This is a genomic window from Acinetobacter guerrae, from assembly GCF_009372255.1.
Classification (GTDB): Bacteria; Pseudomonadota; Gammaproteobacteria; order Pseudomonadales; family Moraxellaceae; genus Acinetobacter; species Acinetobacter guerrae.
The window spans coordinates 87,582-102,682 of sequence record NZ_LXGN01000023.1 but is presented as its reverse complement, the minus strand read 5'-3'; the positions used below and the strand labels follow the sequence as shown (position 1 = coordinate 102,682).

General features: G+C 40.4%; 14 protein-coding genes. 8 read left to right on the top strand and 6 right to left on the bottom strand.

Annotation, left to right across the window (positions count from 1 at the left end; translation table 11 throughout):
• The first annotated feature begins 191 nt into the window (after nt 1–191).
• The 3 genes from A7A69_RS16950 to A7A69_RS09475 all read left to right on the top strand — a co-directional run bounded on the left by A7A69_RS16950 (nt 192) and on the right by A7A69_RS09475 (nt 3,828).
• Complete coding sequence (locus tag A7A69_RS16950; protein ID WP_262382558.1) at nt 192–314, top strand: hypothetical protein; 123 nt, start codon at nt 192–194, stop codon at nt 312–314.
• 216 nt (nt 315–530) lie between these two features.
• Nucleotides 531–2,912 carry a YgiQ family radical SAM protein gene (locus A7A69_RS09480; protein WP_152877199.1) on the top strand — a complete coding sequence of 794 codons (2,382 nt, stop codon included), beginning with the start codon at nt 531–533 and terminating at the stop codon, nt 2,910–2,912.
• 388 nt (nt 2,913–3,300) lie between these two features.
• Nucleotides 3,301–3,828 (top strand): DUF2726 domain-containing protein, encoded by a 528-nt coding sequence (locus A7A69_RS09475; protein WP_152877197.1) that lies wholly within the window; start codon nt 3,301–3,303, stop codon nt 3,826–3,828.
• Here the strand turns inward: A7A69_RS09475 and A7A69_RS09470 are convergent.
• The 6 genes from A7A69_RS09470 to A7A69_RS09445 form a co-directional block, all read right to left on the bottom strand.
• The gene (locus A7A69_RS09470) at nt 3,818–4,171 is read right to left on the bottom strand and encodes a RidA family protein (RefSeq protein ID WP_120370590.1); all 354 of its coding nucleotides are present in this window, start codon (nt 4,169–4,171) and stop codon (nt 3,818–3,820) included. The genes A7A69_RS09475 and A7A69_RS09470 overlap by 11 nt on opposite strands.
• Nucleotides 4,172–5,500, bottom strand: a complete 1,329-nt coding sequence (gene shiA / locus A7A69_RS09465) for a shikimate transporter (protein WP_152877195.1) — start codon at nt 5,498–5,500, stop codon at nt 4,172–4,174. It lies immediately after the preceding gene.
• A gap of 221 nt (nt 5,501–5,721) precedes the next feature.
• Nucleotides 5,722–6,777, bottom strand: coding sequence for a DNA polymerase IV (gene dinB / locus A7A69_RS09460; RefSeq protein ID WP_187349212.1), 1,056 nt, complete (start codon nt 6,775–6,777; stop codon nt 5,722–5,724).
• Nucleotides 6,778–6,779: 2 nt separating this feature from the next.
• Complete coding sequence (locus A7A69_RS09455; protein WP_421721585.1) at nt 6,780–7,526, bottom strand: glycoside hydrolase family 25 protein; 747 nt, start codon at nt 7,524–7,526, stop codon at nt 6,780–6,782.
• An 87-nt stretch (nt 7,527–7,613) separates the two neighbouring features.
• Nucleotides 7,614–9,005, bottom strand: coding sequence for a multidrug transporter subunit MdtD (gene mdtD / locus A7A69_RS09450; RefSeq protein WP_152877190.1), 1,392 nt, complete (start codon nt 9,003–9,005; stop codon nt 7,614–7,616).
• Nucleotides 9,006–9,181: 176 nt separating this feature from the next.
• Nucleotides 9,182–9,799 (bottom strand): LOG family protein, encoded by a 618-nt coding sequence (locus A7A69_RS09445; protein ID WP_120370594.1) that lies wholly within the window; start codon nt 9,797–9,799, stop codon nt 9,182–9,184.
• A gap of 324 nt (nt 9,800–10,123) precedes the next feature.
• Between A7A69_RS09445 and A7A69_RS09440 the strand changes: the two genes are divergently transcribed.
• The 5 genes from A7A69_RS09440 (at nt 10,124) to niaP (ending at nt 14,998) form a co-directional block, all read left to right on the top strand.
• The gene (locus tag A7A69_RS09440) at nt 10,124–11,719 is read left to right on the top strand and encodes a TerC family protein (RefSeq protein WP_120370595.1); all 1,596 of its coding nucleotides are present in this window, start codon (nt 10,124–10,126) and stop codon (nt 11,717–11,719) included.
• 77 nt (nt 11,720–11,796) lie between these two features.
• Nucleotides 11,797–12,267, top strand: a complete 471-nt coding sequence (locus A7A69_RS09435; protein ID WP_152877188.1) for a YchJ family protein — start codon at nt 11,797–11,799, stop codon at nt 12,265–12,267.
• 49 nt (nt 12,268–12,316) lie between these two features.
• Nucleotides 12,317–12,961, top strand: coding sequence for a trimeric intracellular cation channel family protein (locus A7A69_RS09430; protein ID WP_120370597.1), 645 nt, complete (start codon nt 12,317–12,319; stop codon nt 12,959–12,961).
• Between the two features lie 33 nt (nt 12,962–12,994).
• Entirely contained in the window at nt 12,995–13,507 is a 513-nt protein-coding gene (locus tag A7A69_RS09425) for a GNAT family N-acetyltransferase (protein WP_151982240.1), read from the top strand.
• A gap of 171 nt (nt 13,508–13,678) precedes the next feature.
• Nucleotides 13,679–14,998 carry a niacin transporter NiaP gene (gene niaP, locus A7A69_RS09420; RefSeq protein ID WP_120370599.1) on the top strand — a complete coding sequence of 440 codons (1,320 nt, stop codon included), beginning with the start codon at nt 13,679–13,681 and terminating at the stop codon, nt 14,996–14,998.
• The last annotated feature ends 103 nt before the right edge of the window (nt 14,999–15,101 follow it).

Genomic DNA, 15,101 nt, shown 5'->3' with positions numbered 1-15,101 from the left:
AACCTCTTCGCGCTGATGGTAGTGTGGCCTTGGCCATGTGAGAGTAAGTCATCGCCAGCTTTTAAATCTAAAGCACCCTAATCTTTAAACAGGTTAGGGTGCTTTTTTTTGCTCGGAATTTATAAAATTGACTGAGAATGACCCTATACAAATTGGCATAAAATTCTGAGTGATAAAACTATGAATAAATCATGATCATTTTATTAAGTTCTATTCATCATTTTGGATTCATTGAATTCAACCGTTTTGATCCTCAACATCGTATTCAAAGTTTGGTCAAACGATATCTGATTTCTCGTGCAGAATATGTGTGAATGGTCTAATTAATCCTATGATTCTAAATAACGGGTATTGCTGATCATTAATTTAAGCTCATTTAATTTTTAGTTTAAAAAATAATCAAAATAATTGTTATCTCATTGTTTATTCAATTTTTATAATTCTAAAAAGTGAATGAAATTCATGTTAAAATGATCAGCTTTCATCTTTGATGTCACCCTCCTTATTCAGCAAGCCGAGAATCGCAAGCTATGTCTACTGCCTACACTATGCAGACCGCGCCAAAAGCGTTGTTTGATTACGACAAATATTGGGCGTCGTGTTTTGAACCTGCACCATTTTTGCCGATGTCGCGCGAAGAAATGGATCAGCTTGGCTGGGATGCTTGCGACTTTATTTTGGTGTGTGGTGATGCATATATTGATCATCCGTCTTTTGTCTCTGGCGTGATTGGTCGTGTATTGGAAGCACAGGGTTTCCGTGTTGGAATTATTGCACAGCCAGACTGGACCAATGTCGAGAGCTTTCGTGTCTTGGGTAAGCCCACTATTGCTTGGGGCGTAACCGCTGGCAATATGGATTCGATGATCAACCGTTATACTGCGGATCGTAAAATCCGTTCGGATGATGCTTATTCTCCAAATAATGAAGCGAATAAACGTCCCGATCGGGCGGCAACTGTGTATTGCCAGCGTTGTCGAGAAGCTTTTCCTGATGTTCCAGTTTTATTAGGTGGTATTGAAGGTAGTTTACGTCGTATCGCACATTATGATTATTGGTCAGACAAAGTACGTCGTTCAATTTTGATGGATTCGAAAGCAGACTTATTGATGTATGGTAATGGTGAACGTGCCATTATCGACGTGATGCATCGGTTAGCCAAAGGTGAAAAGGTTCACGAGATTACCGATGTACGTGGTACTGCATTTATTATTAATAAGCATAATAAAGCATCGAAAGCGAAATTTGTAGAAATAGCCAGTAATGATGTCGATAGTATTGGTCGAGTAGATCCAATTATCAATCCTTATGTGATGACTGAGGATATTGATGGCTGTGAAGTTGAAAAAGAAAAGGGAAATTCTTTAGCTCAATATCAAAATTTTCAAAAAGAAATCGTCACCAATCCAATTGTAAGAGAAGGTGATCAGCTTGATGAAAATACCCAGATTGTGCAACTTAAACTTGCACCATCAAAAGCGATTAAACATAAATTACCACCGCGTGAATTGGCGGTAATTCGTTTGCCGTCATTTGAAGAAGTGGCAAATGATCAAATTCTTTATGCACATGCCAATCGTATTCTTCATCTTGAAACCAATCCAGGAAATGCTAGGGCTTTGGTACAACGTCATGGTGAACGTGATGTCTGGATTAATCCACCGCCAATTCCGTTAACTACAGAAGAAATGGATTATGTGTTTGATCTGCCTTATGCGCGATTGCCACATCCTGCTTATGGTGAAGCACGGTTTCCTGCCTTTGATATGATCAAATTTTCGGTCAATATCATGCGGGGCTGCTTTGGTGGTTGTACGTTCTGTTCGATTACCGAGCATGAAGGACGGATCATTCAAAACCGTTCTGAAGAATCGATTTTGCGTGAAATTGAAAAAATTCGTGATACTGCACCACAATTTACAGGAATTATTTCTGATTTGGGTGGACCTACTGCCAATATGTACCGTTTGGCTTGTAAAGATCCTGAAATTGAAAAGAATTGTCGTAAACCTTCCTGTGTGTATCCAGGTGTTTGTCAAAATTTGCATACTGACCACGCACCGTTGGTACAGCTTTACCGTAAAGCACGTCAGATTAAAGGCGTAAAGAAGATTTTGATTGGTTCTGGTCTGCGTTATGACTTGGCGGTACTAAATCCAGAATACGTGAAAGAATTAGTACAGCATCATGTGGGCGGCTATTTAAAAATTGCACCTGAACATACCGAGCAAGGTCCATTGTCAAAAATGATGAAGCCTGGTATTGGAACATATGATCGTTTTAAACAAATGTTTGAACGGTTCAGCAAAGAAGTGGGTAAAGAGCAATATCTGATCCCTTACTTTATTGCTGCGCATCCTGGTACGACCGATTACGATATGATGAATTTGGCAGTTTGGTTGAAGAAAAATGGTTTCCGTGCCGATCAGGTGCAGACCTTTTATCCATCACCAATGGCAACAGCTACAACCATGTATTATTCCGGCAAAAATCCTCTGGCAAAAGTAGCGCGTTATACTGAAAATGTTGATATTGTTAAAGGCGAGAAACGTCGTCGTTTGCATAAAGCTTTTTTACGTTATCATGATCCAAACAACTGGCCTTTACTGCGTGAGGCTTTAAAAGAAATGGGACGTGCCGATTTAATTGGCAATTCTAAACAGCATTTGATTCCAACTTATCAGCCTAAAGCTGCCGATGGTGAATATCAATCTGCACGTAAGAAAAATTCGAGCAGTGCTGGCGATTCAGTTAAGCGAAATAGTCAAGGTAGTCAACAGCAGCAAAAACGTCCACAGAAAGGTCAAATTTTGACACAGCATACAGGTCTGCCACCACGTGAAACAGGGCAAAAACGACCTTTTGATGCTACAAAACCTAAAACGAGATCTAAAAATAGAACTAAAGCTTAGCTTAAACTCAAAAAAGCACTTCTATATTGAGGTGCTTTTTTACATTTTGTCATAAAAAGTGCATGAGTGTACAAAAAATTACGGATGCTATATTTTAAATTTTTAGTATTTTAAACAGGTCAAAGCGAGATGAGTTTAAAATCAAGCGATAGGATAACTTATTCAAATAATATGAATTAATCAGACAGAAGAACTTGCATATTCAGTATAATTTATTATGATGCAAGAACCATGGAATGGTGTTCTAGGCTTTGGTCTAACTTGATTAAAAGAATATAAACTTTTAAGTTAGATTAAATGGAAGTCTGCAAAATGAAAAATAAGCGGGCAAAGTAGAACAAATCGGTTTTGAAACCGAAATATAAAAAATATTAAAGGATTGATTCAGATGTATTACTTTTTAGCAATTGGCATATTATTGCTGATTTCACTTATGGCCTATAAAGGTTTAAAACGTGAACAGCTCTCCGACAGCGCGTTAAAGCGTCGTGCTGTCATGAGTAGTCATGAGCAATTATTTTTTTCACGTTTGAAACAAATATTTCCAGAGTCTACGGTACTGGCACGGGTTTCATTCGATGCCTTACTGACCACCAAATTTCTAAGAACAAGAAGCAAATATCAGTGTATGGTCGCCGATTTTGTGATTTTAGATCAAAATTATCAAGTCTGTGCGATTATTGCTTTTGCTGATTTGAGTCATGCTCGGCGAGTTCATCCTGATTACTATCAGGATCGATTATTGGAGTTGGCAGGTTATCGTGTGACTCGATACGATGTTGTGCCTGAACTAAAGGATTTAAGAGAACAGTTTGAAAGTGATCTGATTTCAGTAAATTCCCAACCTTCTCAGATCACTTTTTCAGCACAAAATCGAGTATTTAAGCTCGATACAGTCAGTAACCTTAAGGTTTAACGGCAACAACAGTCATTTCAACCAATACATCTGGACGATACATTTTTGCCTCGACACAGGTGCGCGGAAGTGCCTGTATGTCTGAACACCATGCATCCCAGACTTCATTCATGCCTGCATAATCATTCTCAATATCTTTGAGAAAGATCATAACGGAGAGAATATGACTTTTATCTGTCCCTGCATCTGCCAGAAATCGATCAATGAGGTCTAATGTCTGCTGGGTTTGACCTTGAATGTCTAAGCTTAAGTCTTCTGCAAGTTGGCCTGCAAGATGCACCAAATTGCCAGAAATTGCGATTTCAGAAAATCGCTTGGTGATATGTAAACGCTGAACGCTCATTTATTTTTCCTGTACATATTCAGAAGATGCTTCTGATTGTACGTGCGCTTTCATTCTTGCTGCAACTAAAGCGGTAAGTAGACATCCAATCGTTAAATAAATGGCAACATAGTGCCATTGTCCATTAGCCAGTGTCACGAGCGCTGCGGCAATAAAAGGCGTAAATCCTCCGCCAACAATACTCGCTACTTGATAGCCCACACCTGCACCGCTATAGCGATAGGCTGTACCAAATAATTCTGTAAAAATAGGTTGATGTACACTGACGACCATATCGTGAGACAGGTTAGCCAATAAAATCGCAAATAAAACAATCCAGAGTGTTGAGCCACTTTCCAAGGCAAAGAAAAAAGGAAATGCACAAGCAGCGCCAACCAAGCCACCCATCACGCACATCCGTCGACGACCAAAGCGGTCAGAAATATAAGCAAAAAAGGGAATAGTGAAACAGCTAATCGCACCGACCATCAGCCCAATATTTAAAAATAAACTAGAGGACATACCCAAATTTTTAGTGGAATAGTTTAAGGCAAAGGTCGTAACCAGATACATGGTGAGCAGTTCAGCCAAGCGTAAGGCAATAATATAAAAAAAGCCTTTGGGATTTTGTCGTACTGCTTCAAACAATGGAATTTTCGCAGGCTGTTGTTTCGCTTTGACTACATTTTCCATAAATTCTTGTGACTCTTCTTGTCCACCCCGTACCCATAACGCAAATAGAACCAGAATTATGCTGGCTAGAAATGGAAGACGCCATGCCCAATCAGCAAAAGCATCCTGACCAAATAAATAGATGACTAGCGAAACACTTCCTGTTGCCAACATGAGCCCAACACCGTAACCGATTTGAACACCGCTGCTATATAAGGCTTTGCGTCCTGTAGGTGCACTTTCAACGGCCATAAGCGCTGCACCGCCCCATTCGCCACCGACAGCAAAACCTTGGATCGCACGAAGTAAAACCAACAAGACAGGAGCGAGCCAGCCAATATTTGAAAAATTTGGTAGTAAACCAATCAGAACAGTCGCTGTACCCATCAAAAACACGGTGAGGAACAGCATTTTTTTGCGGCCTAAACGGTCACCAAAATGACCAAAGACGATACCGCCTAAGGGGCGAAACAAAAAACCGATGCCAAATGTAGCGAAAGCAGCCAATGTTCCAATAGCAGGACTAACATTGGGGAAAAACTGATGATTAAAAACCAGTGCAGCAACAATACCGTAGAGAAGAAAATCGTACCAATCGACGACAGCGCCAATGAAACTACTAAATGCGGCTTTGCGAGCGCGTTGCGCTTGCGAGGGAGGAGAATAAGATGCGGGCATGCAAGAGAGATCCCATGTTTTAAGAAACCAGTTGCCCTGTAATATTCGGATTTTTTCGTCACGCTCACTACAGGACAGCATGCTAAAAATAAAGGTAAAGTTTTAGCATAACGGCAGATACATGGGTAAATGCATTTGCGAGGCTAGATTACTCTAAAATAAAACAGAAGTGAAATATATAAAGGTTGATTTTTTGCGCATTTGAATAAAAAAACCGCAGATTACCAAAGCGATAATTGATTTTCATCAGCTTGAGGGGCAAGTTGATACACACCTATACCAATCAGACGATATTGAAATTCCGTCGGTAAATGCATTTCATAAAGCAGAACCTGTAAAACATCCAAAAGCTCAGCCAAAGACTGAATGGGGCGTTTGAAACTTTTACTGTGCTGATAAATCTGAAAATTTTTGAGTTTAAGTTTAATGGTTACACCGCGGGCAGTCAGTTGCTTATACTGTAAATTATTCCAGACTTTTTCAGCCAATGGCGGCCAATAAGCCAGACATTCATTTAAATATAAATCGCCATCAAAAGTCGTTTCTTTAGATATTTGTTGACGTTCCCGTTCGGCTTGTACGGTCCGATGATCAATTCCTTGTGCATAAAGAAACAGTTGTTTTCCATATTTGCCAAAATGGTGGATGAGTACGTTTTCATCAATTTGTTGTAATTCACCCAAGGTTTCAAGTTGAAGCTGTTGTAGTTTTTCCTGTGTTACTCGACCAACACCAGGAATTTTTTTTAAGGGTAAGTTTTGGATGAAAGCCTGCACTTGACTTGGTTTAATCACACATAAACCATCGGGTTTATTCCAGTCAGAGGCAATTTTGGCTAAAAACTTATTTGGGGCGACTCCTGCTGAAGCCGTAAGTCCTGTGACTTTGAAAATATCCTGACGAATTTGAATGGCGACATCTGTAGCGCTAGGCAAGTTTTTAAAATTTTCAGTGACATCAAGATAAGCTTCATCCAGTGATAATGGTTCAATCATCGAAGTGTATTGTTGAAAAATGTGATGAATTTGTGCGGAAACAGCACGATATTTTTCAAAATTAGGTTCTATAACCACCACATCTGGACAAAGCTTACGAGCTTGGCCCATCGACATTGCAGAACGCAAACCAAACTTACGCGCAGGATAAGAGGCTGCTGCAATCACAGCACGTGGATGATGAGAGGAAATGACAACAGGTAAATCTTTGAGTTCAGGGCGTTCACGTAACTCAACTGAGGCGTAGAACGCATCCATATCGATATGAATGATCTTACGAATGGTCATGGTTGAGTAGTTTGACTATTTTGCTCAATAAAACGCTGCCATTGCCGCTGTGAACCTGAGAACACATTTAAATCCACAGGTTTGGCCACGCCTTGCATTTTCCCCTGATTGGTATGTTGCCAGAACATCCAGTCGCGCTGATCTTTCAATTGGGGCTTTTCCTCATAATCTCGAATCCAAAGCGGGGTATCTTTAAAACTCCCAATTAATACAATGTGATAGAAACTTTTAGAGACATAAAAAATCGGCTGTTTGGCATAATGACGTTTTAACATATCATGCATCACCTTGATTTCTTCAAGTAGCTGCTCTTTGGTGTAGGTATTGATACATTGACTATCGTATTCCAGATCTATCACAGGAGGAAGCGCATCGAGCTTTTTGGGTACAGTTTCAATAAAATTTTGTGCCTGAATTTGACCCTCACGACATAAACGATAAAAATGATATGCCCCAACATGAAAACCACGTTCACGCGCTTTGAGCCAATTTTCCTGAAACTTTGAATCTTTAAAGTCACCGCCTTCAGTTGCCTTTAAATATACAAACTGGAATTTTTCAGGTGAAATCTTTGACCATTGCACGTCTCCCTGATGATGTGAAACATCAAAACCCTGTACAGGATAATCCTGCGCCGAAGCCTGACGATGATAAAACACACCAAAATAAAGCAATCCTGCCATGACGATTGCGGCGAGTCCTCCACCAAAATAAGAAATATAGGCTGTAGATTGGCTGGACATGATTTTTGGCATAGCAATCGTATTGGTGGCTGAATTTACATCATAACTTGAACTGAAAAGACATACTATGATGAAAATGCAACGTATTTAAATTGGAGTATTGCGAGGAATCCGTGAAAAAATAATTGCTGTAATAATATTGATACAGCCCAGACAAATCAGGGAAGCGTGAAATGCAGTAATGAGATTTTGTGTGCCAAAATACTGTGTGAAAAAGTTAATTAAAGTCCCTGCCAATGCTACGCCTATACTCATCGATAGCATCATGATCATGGATAAAAAGCTATTGCCACTACTGGCATCATGTTGAGATAAATCTTTAAGCGTTAAAGTATTCATGGATACAAATTGTAAGGAATTCAGTGTGCCAAAAATGAAGAAATGTATCGCACGTAACCAGACAGGGGTGTCGGCTGTCATCAGTGCGAAACTGGCAATTCCTGCACCGACTAATATGGTGTTGGTTAATAATACCGTACGATAACCAAATCGTTGAATGAGCGGTCGTATGATGGGTTTGGAAAATAAAGATCCAAGTACCAAAGGAATCATCATTAACCCTGTATAAAAAGGTTCAAATCCAAAAGCAACTTGTAACATTAAGGGTAAAATGAAAGGAACTGCATTGCCACCAAAACGTGCAAAAAAATTGCCTAATACACCAATTGAATAGATTTTATTTTTAAATAAATCACTACGGAATAGTGCATTTTGATGCGTATGTGCATGATAGGCATAAATTAAAGTTGCAATGAACCCTGCACAAAGTAAACCAATGCTAAACCATTTGGAATACTCGCGGCTCGCCAGATGCTCAATACCTAAAGATAAACCCACCATAGCTACAACAAGCAACACGAACCCAATCAGATCAAAAGATTTGACAGTAGGTTCAGTGGCGTTAGGCATGGCCTTAAAAGTAACTAATATGCCTAATATTCCCATTGGAATGTTAATCAGGAATACCCAATGCCATGTGGCGACTTCGACTAGCCAACCACCCAGTGTTGGACCAATAAGAGGGCCAACCAAACCTGCAAGGCTCATCAGGCTCATCGCTGCTAAAAACTGGGTACGGGGAATCAGTTTAAGCATCGCTAAGCGACCTACAGGTAGTAATAATGCTCCACCCACACCTTGAATGACTCGAAACAAAATCAATTGATTCAGGCTTTGAGAAAGTCCACAACCTAAAGAAGCCGCAGTAAAAATAATGATTGCGGCAAAATAAGTATTCCGAACGCCAAAACGATCTGCTAGCCAGCCACTTAAAGGAATGCAAGCTGCTACCGTTAAAACGTATGCAATCACTACACCATGCATACGCAATGGGTTTTCATTTAAATGATGCGCCATAGATGGAATTGCGGTATTGACGATAGTAGTATCCAGTGCTTGCATAAAGAAGCCGATGGAAACTAAAAAAACCAATAATCGAAACTCAGGCTGTAACTTTTGGTGCGTTGGCGCGGCATTCATAGAGGTGGGAAAACAGATAATAGAGCTTTGAATAAAAGTAGCATAAATTTTAGCTAAAAGGCGGTGTTAATCAGGCATCCATGTAAAGATTCTGACACGCTTTTATTGTTAGCCAGTAAAAAGGTAGATTTAAAAATCTACCTTTTAAGTGAAGGTCAAAATAAGTTGTTAAACAGTTAAACCACGAAATGGCTAGGTTGGCTTAAATTTTTAATGGTGGTATAAATTTCTTCAATGCAATGACATACAATCAGCTTGGCTCGATGTTGAGGTGGTAAAAAACCTTCCTGAACTGCATGATCAAGTTGTGCGATTAAAGCATCATAAAAACCATTAACGTTGTACAAAATCATGGGTTTTTGGTGCTGGTTCAATTGCCCCCAAGTCGCAATTTCCAGAATTTCTTCAAAAGTGCCTAAACCACCAGGTAAGGCAACGAAGGCACTGGCGCGATCGGCCATCATAGATTTACGTTCGTGCATGGTCTGCACAATATGTAATTCAGTAAGTTTCGAATGTGCCACTTCGTAATCCAGCATAAATTCTGGAATGACACCAACGACTTCACCATGATGCTCTAGTACTGTATCGGCGACTTGTCCCATTAGACCTATGCTGGCACCGCCATAAACAATACCAAAGCCCTGTTCAGCAATTCCCTGAGCCAGTTCAATGGCTTTTTCTCGATAAATCGGTTTGTTTCCGCTGCGTGATCCACAATATAAAGCAATTAAAGATTGAGTTGTTTTTACAGTCACATTCATATCAGCTGTCATTTCTACTACGCTATTCATCTCGTTTTCGTTTTACCTTATCACGTTCATTTCTACTTCACTACATTAAGCAAGAAATATGACAACTTTATGCGTACCTCGCATAAACTTTGTATGGGCTTGGTGACGAACATCTAGTACTGATTTAAAAAAAGATGAATTTTTAAAAAATCTTGCCTATACTGAAATCCTGTTTAACAACAAATTTATGCCCATGGGTAGTGGTTGTCGTCACTTCGTTTTTTCTTTGTCTATACAACAAAATTTTAGCCTTATTTTTCGCGAGCACAGTATCGCGCTGCCTCTGAATAAGAACAATAGCAAATTGCAGTGGGAGACCTGTCTATGATTTTTGAATGGATGTCTGATCCTTCTGCATGGGTTGGTCTTGCGACGCTAGTCATTTTAGAAATCGTTCTGGGTATCGATAATCTGGTTTTTATTGCCATTCTTGCGGAAAAACTTCCACCTGAACAACGTAATACAGCGCGTATTTTAGGTTTGATTCTAGCACTGGGAATGCGTTTGGTTTTACTGGCTTCCATTGCTTGGGTCGTGACCTTAACCAGTCCGCTATTTCATATTTTTGATCATCCTTTTTCTGGGCGTGACCTGATTCTGTTGTTCGGCGGCGTGTTCTTGTTATTTAAAGGCACGATGGAATTGCATGAGCGTTTAGAAGGCAAACAATTTCAGAAAGAAGAAAATCCAGTACATGCGACGTTCTGGATGGTGATCGTACAGATTGTAGTGTTGGATGCGGTATTCTCACTGGATAGTGTGATTACTGCGGTAGGGATGGTCAAACATCTGTCGGTGATGATGATAGCTGTCATTATTGCAGTCGGAATCATGCTGTGGGCTTCCAAACCACTCATGGAATTTGTTAATAAACACCCGACCGTTGTCATTCTGTGTCTGGCATTTTTGATGATGATCGGTTTCTCGCTAGTAGTGGAAGGTTTTGGTTTCCATATTCCAAAAGGTTATTTATACGCCGCCATTGGTTTTGCCGTATTGATCGAAATGGCGAATCAGGCTATGCGCCATAATCAGGAAAAAGCGGTAACCACGACTGACTTACGTTATCGGACAGCCTCTGCGGTTTTAAAAATGCTGGGTGGGAAAAATAGCGCTGGCAGTAATGATAATCAGCAAAATGAAAATGAAGATGTGTTGGCGACTCAAGCATTTGCCGATGAAATGTTTGACGAAGAAAATGGCGTATATCATAGTGTGATGGTGCAGGGAGTATTAGGGCTTTCTGAGCGACCTGCCAAATCTGTGATGACACCGCGTCCTGAGCTGGAATGGATTGATCTGGAAGAAGAACCAGAAGCCTTAAAACAGCGTTTATTATCTATGACCCATTCGCGTTTGATTGTGGCAAGAGGTGAACTGGATAATATTGAAGGAATTGCGCTTACCCATAAAGTCTTAAATGAATATATCGAAACAGGTGAAATTAACTTTAGTCATCATGTCCGTGAGCCTGTGATTGTGCATGAAAACGCACAGGTGTTGATGGTGATGGAACAATTGCGCCAAGCACCCTTACAAATGGCGATTGTATTGAATGAATACGGTTCGATTGAAGGTATTGTGACCCCAATCGATGTACTCGAAGCAATTGCAGGTGAATTTCCAGATGAAGATGAACTTGAAGCCGTTGCTGAAAGTCTGGAGGATGGTTCACTTATGCTAGAAGGCTCAACCGATATTCGTCATGTATCATTATTACTGAATCGTGATCTGGTCAATGAAACCGAAGAATATTCAACACTTTCAGGCTATATCCTGTTTCATTTGGGGCGTTTACCTGAAAATGGTCAAAAGGTACGTGCGGATGGTTATATTTTTGAAGTTGTGACGATGGATGGACATAAAATTGAAAAAGTCCATGTGATTATTGATGAAAAGCAACAACAGAAAAATGACTGATTATTAAGTTATTTATGATTTAAATAGCCCTTGATAGGGCTATTTTTCATGATCACGTTTTCATTATTGAGATGTTTATGAATTCAATTATTCAATGTCCGTGCGGTCAAGGCGATTATGCAAACTGTTGTGAGCCTTTGCACTTAAAACAAGTAGGCGCACAGTCGGCTGAGCAGCTCATGCGCTCACGCTATAGTGCTTTTGCACGGCAGCACATAGATTATCTGATTGAAACGACAGCATTGGGGCAACAGGCTGGACTAGATCGTACCGCTATTGCTGAATGGAGCCAGAGTAATCACTGGCTCAAACTGGAAGTGATACAGCATCAGCCAAAACTAGATAAAAATCATGCATCAGTTGAGTTTAAGGCACATTATCATGATGGGACACAACAGCAGATTCATCATGAACTTTCATATTTTGTCCAACATAAAGACCAATGGTATTTCCTTGATCCGACCACAGATCAGCACCCGACGATGAAACAACCTTGTATTTGTGGTTCAGATAAAAAATTTAAGCAGTGTTGTGCACAATTTTTATAACTTTGCCGTAGAATATCTGCCATCTTTTCCCCGACGTGGATGAAGGGCAATGTTACTCACCATTATTTATATTATTGCAATTACGGCTGAAGCGATGACAGGTGCGTTATCCGCTGGTCGGCGCAGTATGGATTGGTTTGGGGTGATGTTGATTGCCTGTGTGACGGCACTTGGCGGTGGTTCAGTACGTGATGTATTGCTTGGGCATTATCCCCTTACATGGGTCAAGCATCCTGAATATTTAATGTTAACTTGTGCTGCTGCGTTCATCACGATTTTAATCGCCAAATGGATGCGCCATTTACGCAATATCTTTTTGTTGCTAGATGCTCTAGGCTTAATTGGATTTACGATTATTGGCTGCCAGATTGCATTGCAAATGGGGCATGGGTTTGTCGTTTCAGCGGTTGCAGGTGTATTAACAGGGGTGTCGGGCGGTATTATACGAGACATTTTGTGTAATGATGTGCCACTGGTATTCCGCCGTGAGTTATATGCGAGTATTTCGTTCGTTTCAGTCATTTGTTATTGGATTTGTCTTGAAATTGGTATGCCACTCGAATTAACCGTGATTTTTACTTTAGTTTTCGGTTTTTCCCTGCGTTGTATTGCAATATATTTTGGTTTGGAAATGCCGAAATTTATTTATCAAGATGATGATAGTGATTCCGCTTCTTCTACAGATCGGCATTAAAAAACCGAATATATTTGAAAGGAAGCTCCATATATGTTGGTTGAAGCAACAGAACAACATATCAATGATGTTGTTGAATTGGTTAATTTCTCCTATCGAAATAAAGATCATCAGGGTTGGACATCTGAAGCTTTGATTGTAGAGGGGGATCGTATCAATGCAGATCAGCTTCAGGATTTAATGAATTCCGATGCTGCTATCCTTTTATTATTGCAGCAAAAGCAACTTGTTGGCTGTGTGCATGTACAAAAAAATGAGGATGCAGGTTATATTGGTATGCTAACTATCCATCCCAATTTTCAAAATCAAGGCATTGGGAAACAATTACTGCAAGCCGCAGAGCATTATTTAATCGAAAAATATTCAGTGTCTTGTTTTAAGATGTCGGTGCTTTCAGTCCGCTCAGAGCTTCTCGCTTTTTATCAAAGACGCGGTTATGAAGTGACTTCACAAGTAGATGATTACCCCATTCATGCAAATGTAGGGCAACCCTTGTCGAAAGATTTAACTGTGCTACATTTAGTTAAACATGAAAATCGCAGCTAAACCGATTGCAACGCTGACTCTGATCGTTCCTTAAAAATTCAAGCGTAGCTTTAGTCAGGCCTACTCTGATTAAATCGTGATAATTTAGTCGCCTTTTCTTAAAATCACGCTTCAAATCATCAGATGATTACAAGAAAATCGTGCTACATGATTCAATAAGTGAGCCAGCCTATGGATTTAGTTTCTCGCGTGCAAAATTTACCAATTGGCAAGTTCCACTACACCTTACTCTGTGTGGTGGGCTTGGGTTGGATGTTTGATGCAATGGATACAGGAATTATTGCATTCATTATGACGACATTGGTGAAAGACTGGGCATTAACACCAGCAGAAAGTGGCTGGATCGTGAGTATTGGTTTTGTTGGTATGGCGATTGGCGCGGTATTTTCTGGTGGATTGGCCGACCGCTTTGGACGCAAAACCATTTTTGCTTGCACCCTGATGCTGTATAGCCTTGCGACCGCCGCCTGCGCATTTGCGCCAAATCTGACATGGTTGCTGATTTGTCGTTTTGTGGTGGGGCTTGGGTTAGGTGGTCAATTGCCTGTTGCTGTGACGCTGGTCAGTGAATATGTGCCTGCACAAGTGCGTGGTCGTTTTATTGTCTTGTTGGAGAGTTTTTGGGGATTAGGTTGGCTAGTTGCCGCATTGGTTTCATACTTTATTATTCCAAAATTTGGCTGGCACATGGCATTTTTGCTCGGTGGTTTACCCGCACTATATGTCTTTGTGATTATTAAAAAAGTACCCGAATCGATTCCATATCTGATCAACCGTGGGCGTATTGATGAAGCTCATGAACTTATTCAAAAACTTGAACAGCAAGCAGGCATCACTGTTGTTGAAAAAATTGAAGTAAAACCTGTTGCACAGCAGCGCAAGGTATCTTTTATCCAATTATGGTCATCACCGTTTGCACGACGCACCTTGATGTTATGGTTGATCTGGTTTGGCATTGTGTATTCCTACTACGGAATTTTTACGTGGCTACCTAGTCTGTTGGTTAAACAAGGCTATAGCATAGTTCAGTCATTTGAATATGTCTTGTTTATGATACTGGCACAACTTCCAGGCTATATTGCGGCAGCATGGCTTGTAGAGCGTTTGGGACGTAAAATTACACTGGCTGGTTTTATTGGTGGTTGTGCGATTTCAGCGTATTTCTTTGGTCAGGCACAGAGTGTCAATATGATCATGTTCTGGGGTTGTTTGATGTCGTTTTTCAATCTTGGGGCGTGGGGTGTACTTTATACATATACTCCAGAACAATACCCTGCCAATATTCGTGCTTTTGGTTCAGGTTGGGCATCTGCAATTGGACGAATGGGGGGGATTGCAGCGCCATTGATTGTGACCCATATGATGGTGGGACAAAATGGTTTTCATCAAGTATTTATGATGTTTACTGTGGTTTTGTTGGCTGTGGCAGCAGTGGTCCTTATCCTCGGTGAAGAAACACAGGGGAAAACTCTGGAGTCGATTGGCTTATAACAACAAAAAGAGGTTGAACATGCTGCATAAAATGGATAGTTTTAATCCATAAGACATGATTTGACGCAGTGCATGATCATAGGGGCTTGTATCCTCATGCACT

Bases quoted from the DNA above. Each gene is read 5' to 3' on its own strand.
- niaP (WP_120370599.1), top strand. From the start codon at position 13,679: ATGGATTTAGTTTCTCGCGTGCAAAATTTACCAATTGGCAAGTTCCAC.
- A7A69_RS09475 (WP_152877197.1), top strand. From the start codon at position 3,301: ATGTATTACTTTTTAGCAATTGGCATATTATTGCTGATTTCACTTATG.
- mdtD (WP_152877190.1), bottom strand. From the start codon at position 9,005: ATGAATGCCGCGCCAACGCACCAAAAGTTACAGCCTGAGTTTCGATTA.
- shiA (WP_152877195.1), bottom strand. From the start codon at position 5,500: ATGCCCGCATCTTATTCTCCTCCCTCGCAAGCGCAACGCGCTCGCAAA.
- A7A69_RS09455 (WP_421721585.1), bottom strand. From the start codon at position 7,526: ATGTCCAGCCAATCTACAGCCTATATTTCTTATTTTGGTGGAGGACTC.
- A7A69_RS09440 (WP_120370595.1), top strand. From the start codon at position 10,124: ATGATTTTTGAATGGATGTCTGATCCTTCTGCATGGGTTGGTCTTGCG.
- A7A69_RS09445 (WP_120370594.1), bottom strand. From the start codon at position 9,799: ATGAATAGCGTAGTAGAAATGACAGCTGATATGAATGTGACTGTAAAA.
- A7A69_RS16950 (WP_262382558.1), top strand. From the start codon at position 192: ATGATCATTTTATTAAGTTCTATTCATCATTTTGGATTCATTGAATTC.
- A7A69_RS09480 (WP_152877199.1), top strand. From the start codon at position 531: ATGTCTACTGCCTACACTATGCAGACCGCGCCAAAAGCGTTGTTTGAT.
- A7A69_RS09435 (WP_152877188.1), top strand. From the start codon at position 11,797: ATGAATTCAATTATTCAATGTCCGTGCGGTCAAGGCGATTATGCAAAC.
- A7A69_RS09430 (WP_120370597.1), top strand. From the start codon at position 12,317: ATGTTACTCACCATTATTTATATTATTGCAATTACGGCTGAAGCGATG.
- A7A69_RS09470 (WP_120370590.1), bottom strand. From the start codon at position 4,171: ATGAGCGTTCAGCGTTTACATATCACCAAGCGATTTTCTGAAATCGCA.
- A7A69_RS09425 (WP_151982240.1), top strand. From the start codon at position 12,995: ATGTTGGTTGAAGCAACAGAACAACATATCAATGATGTTGTTGAATTG.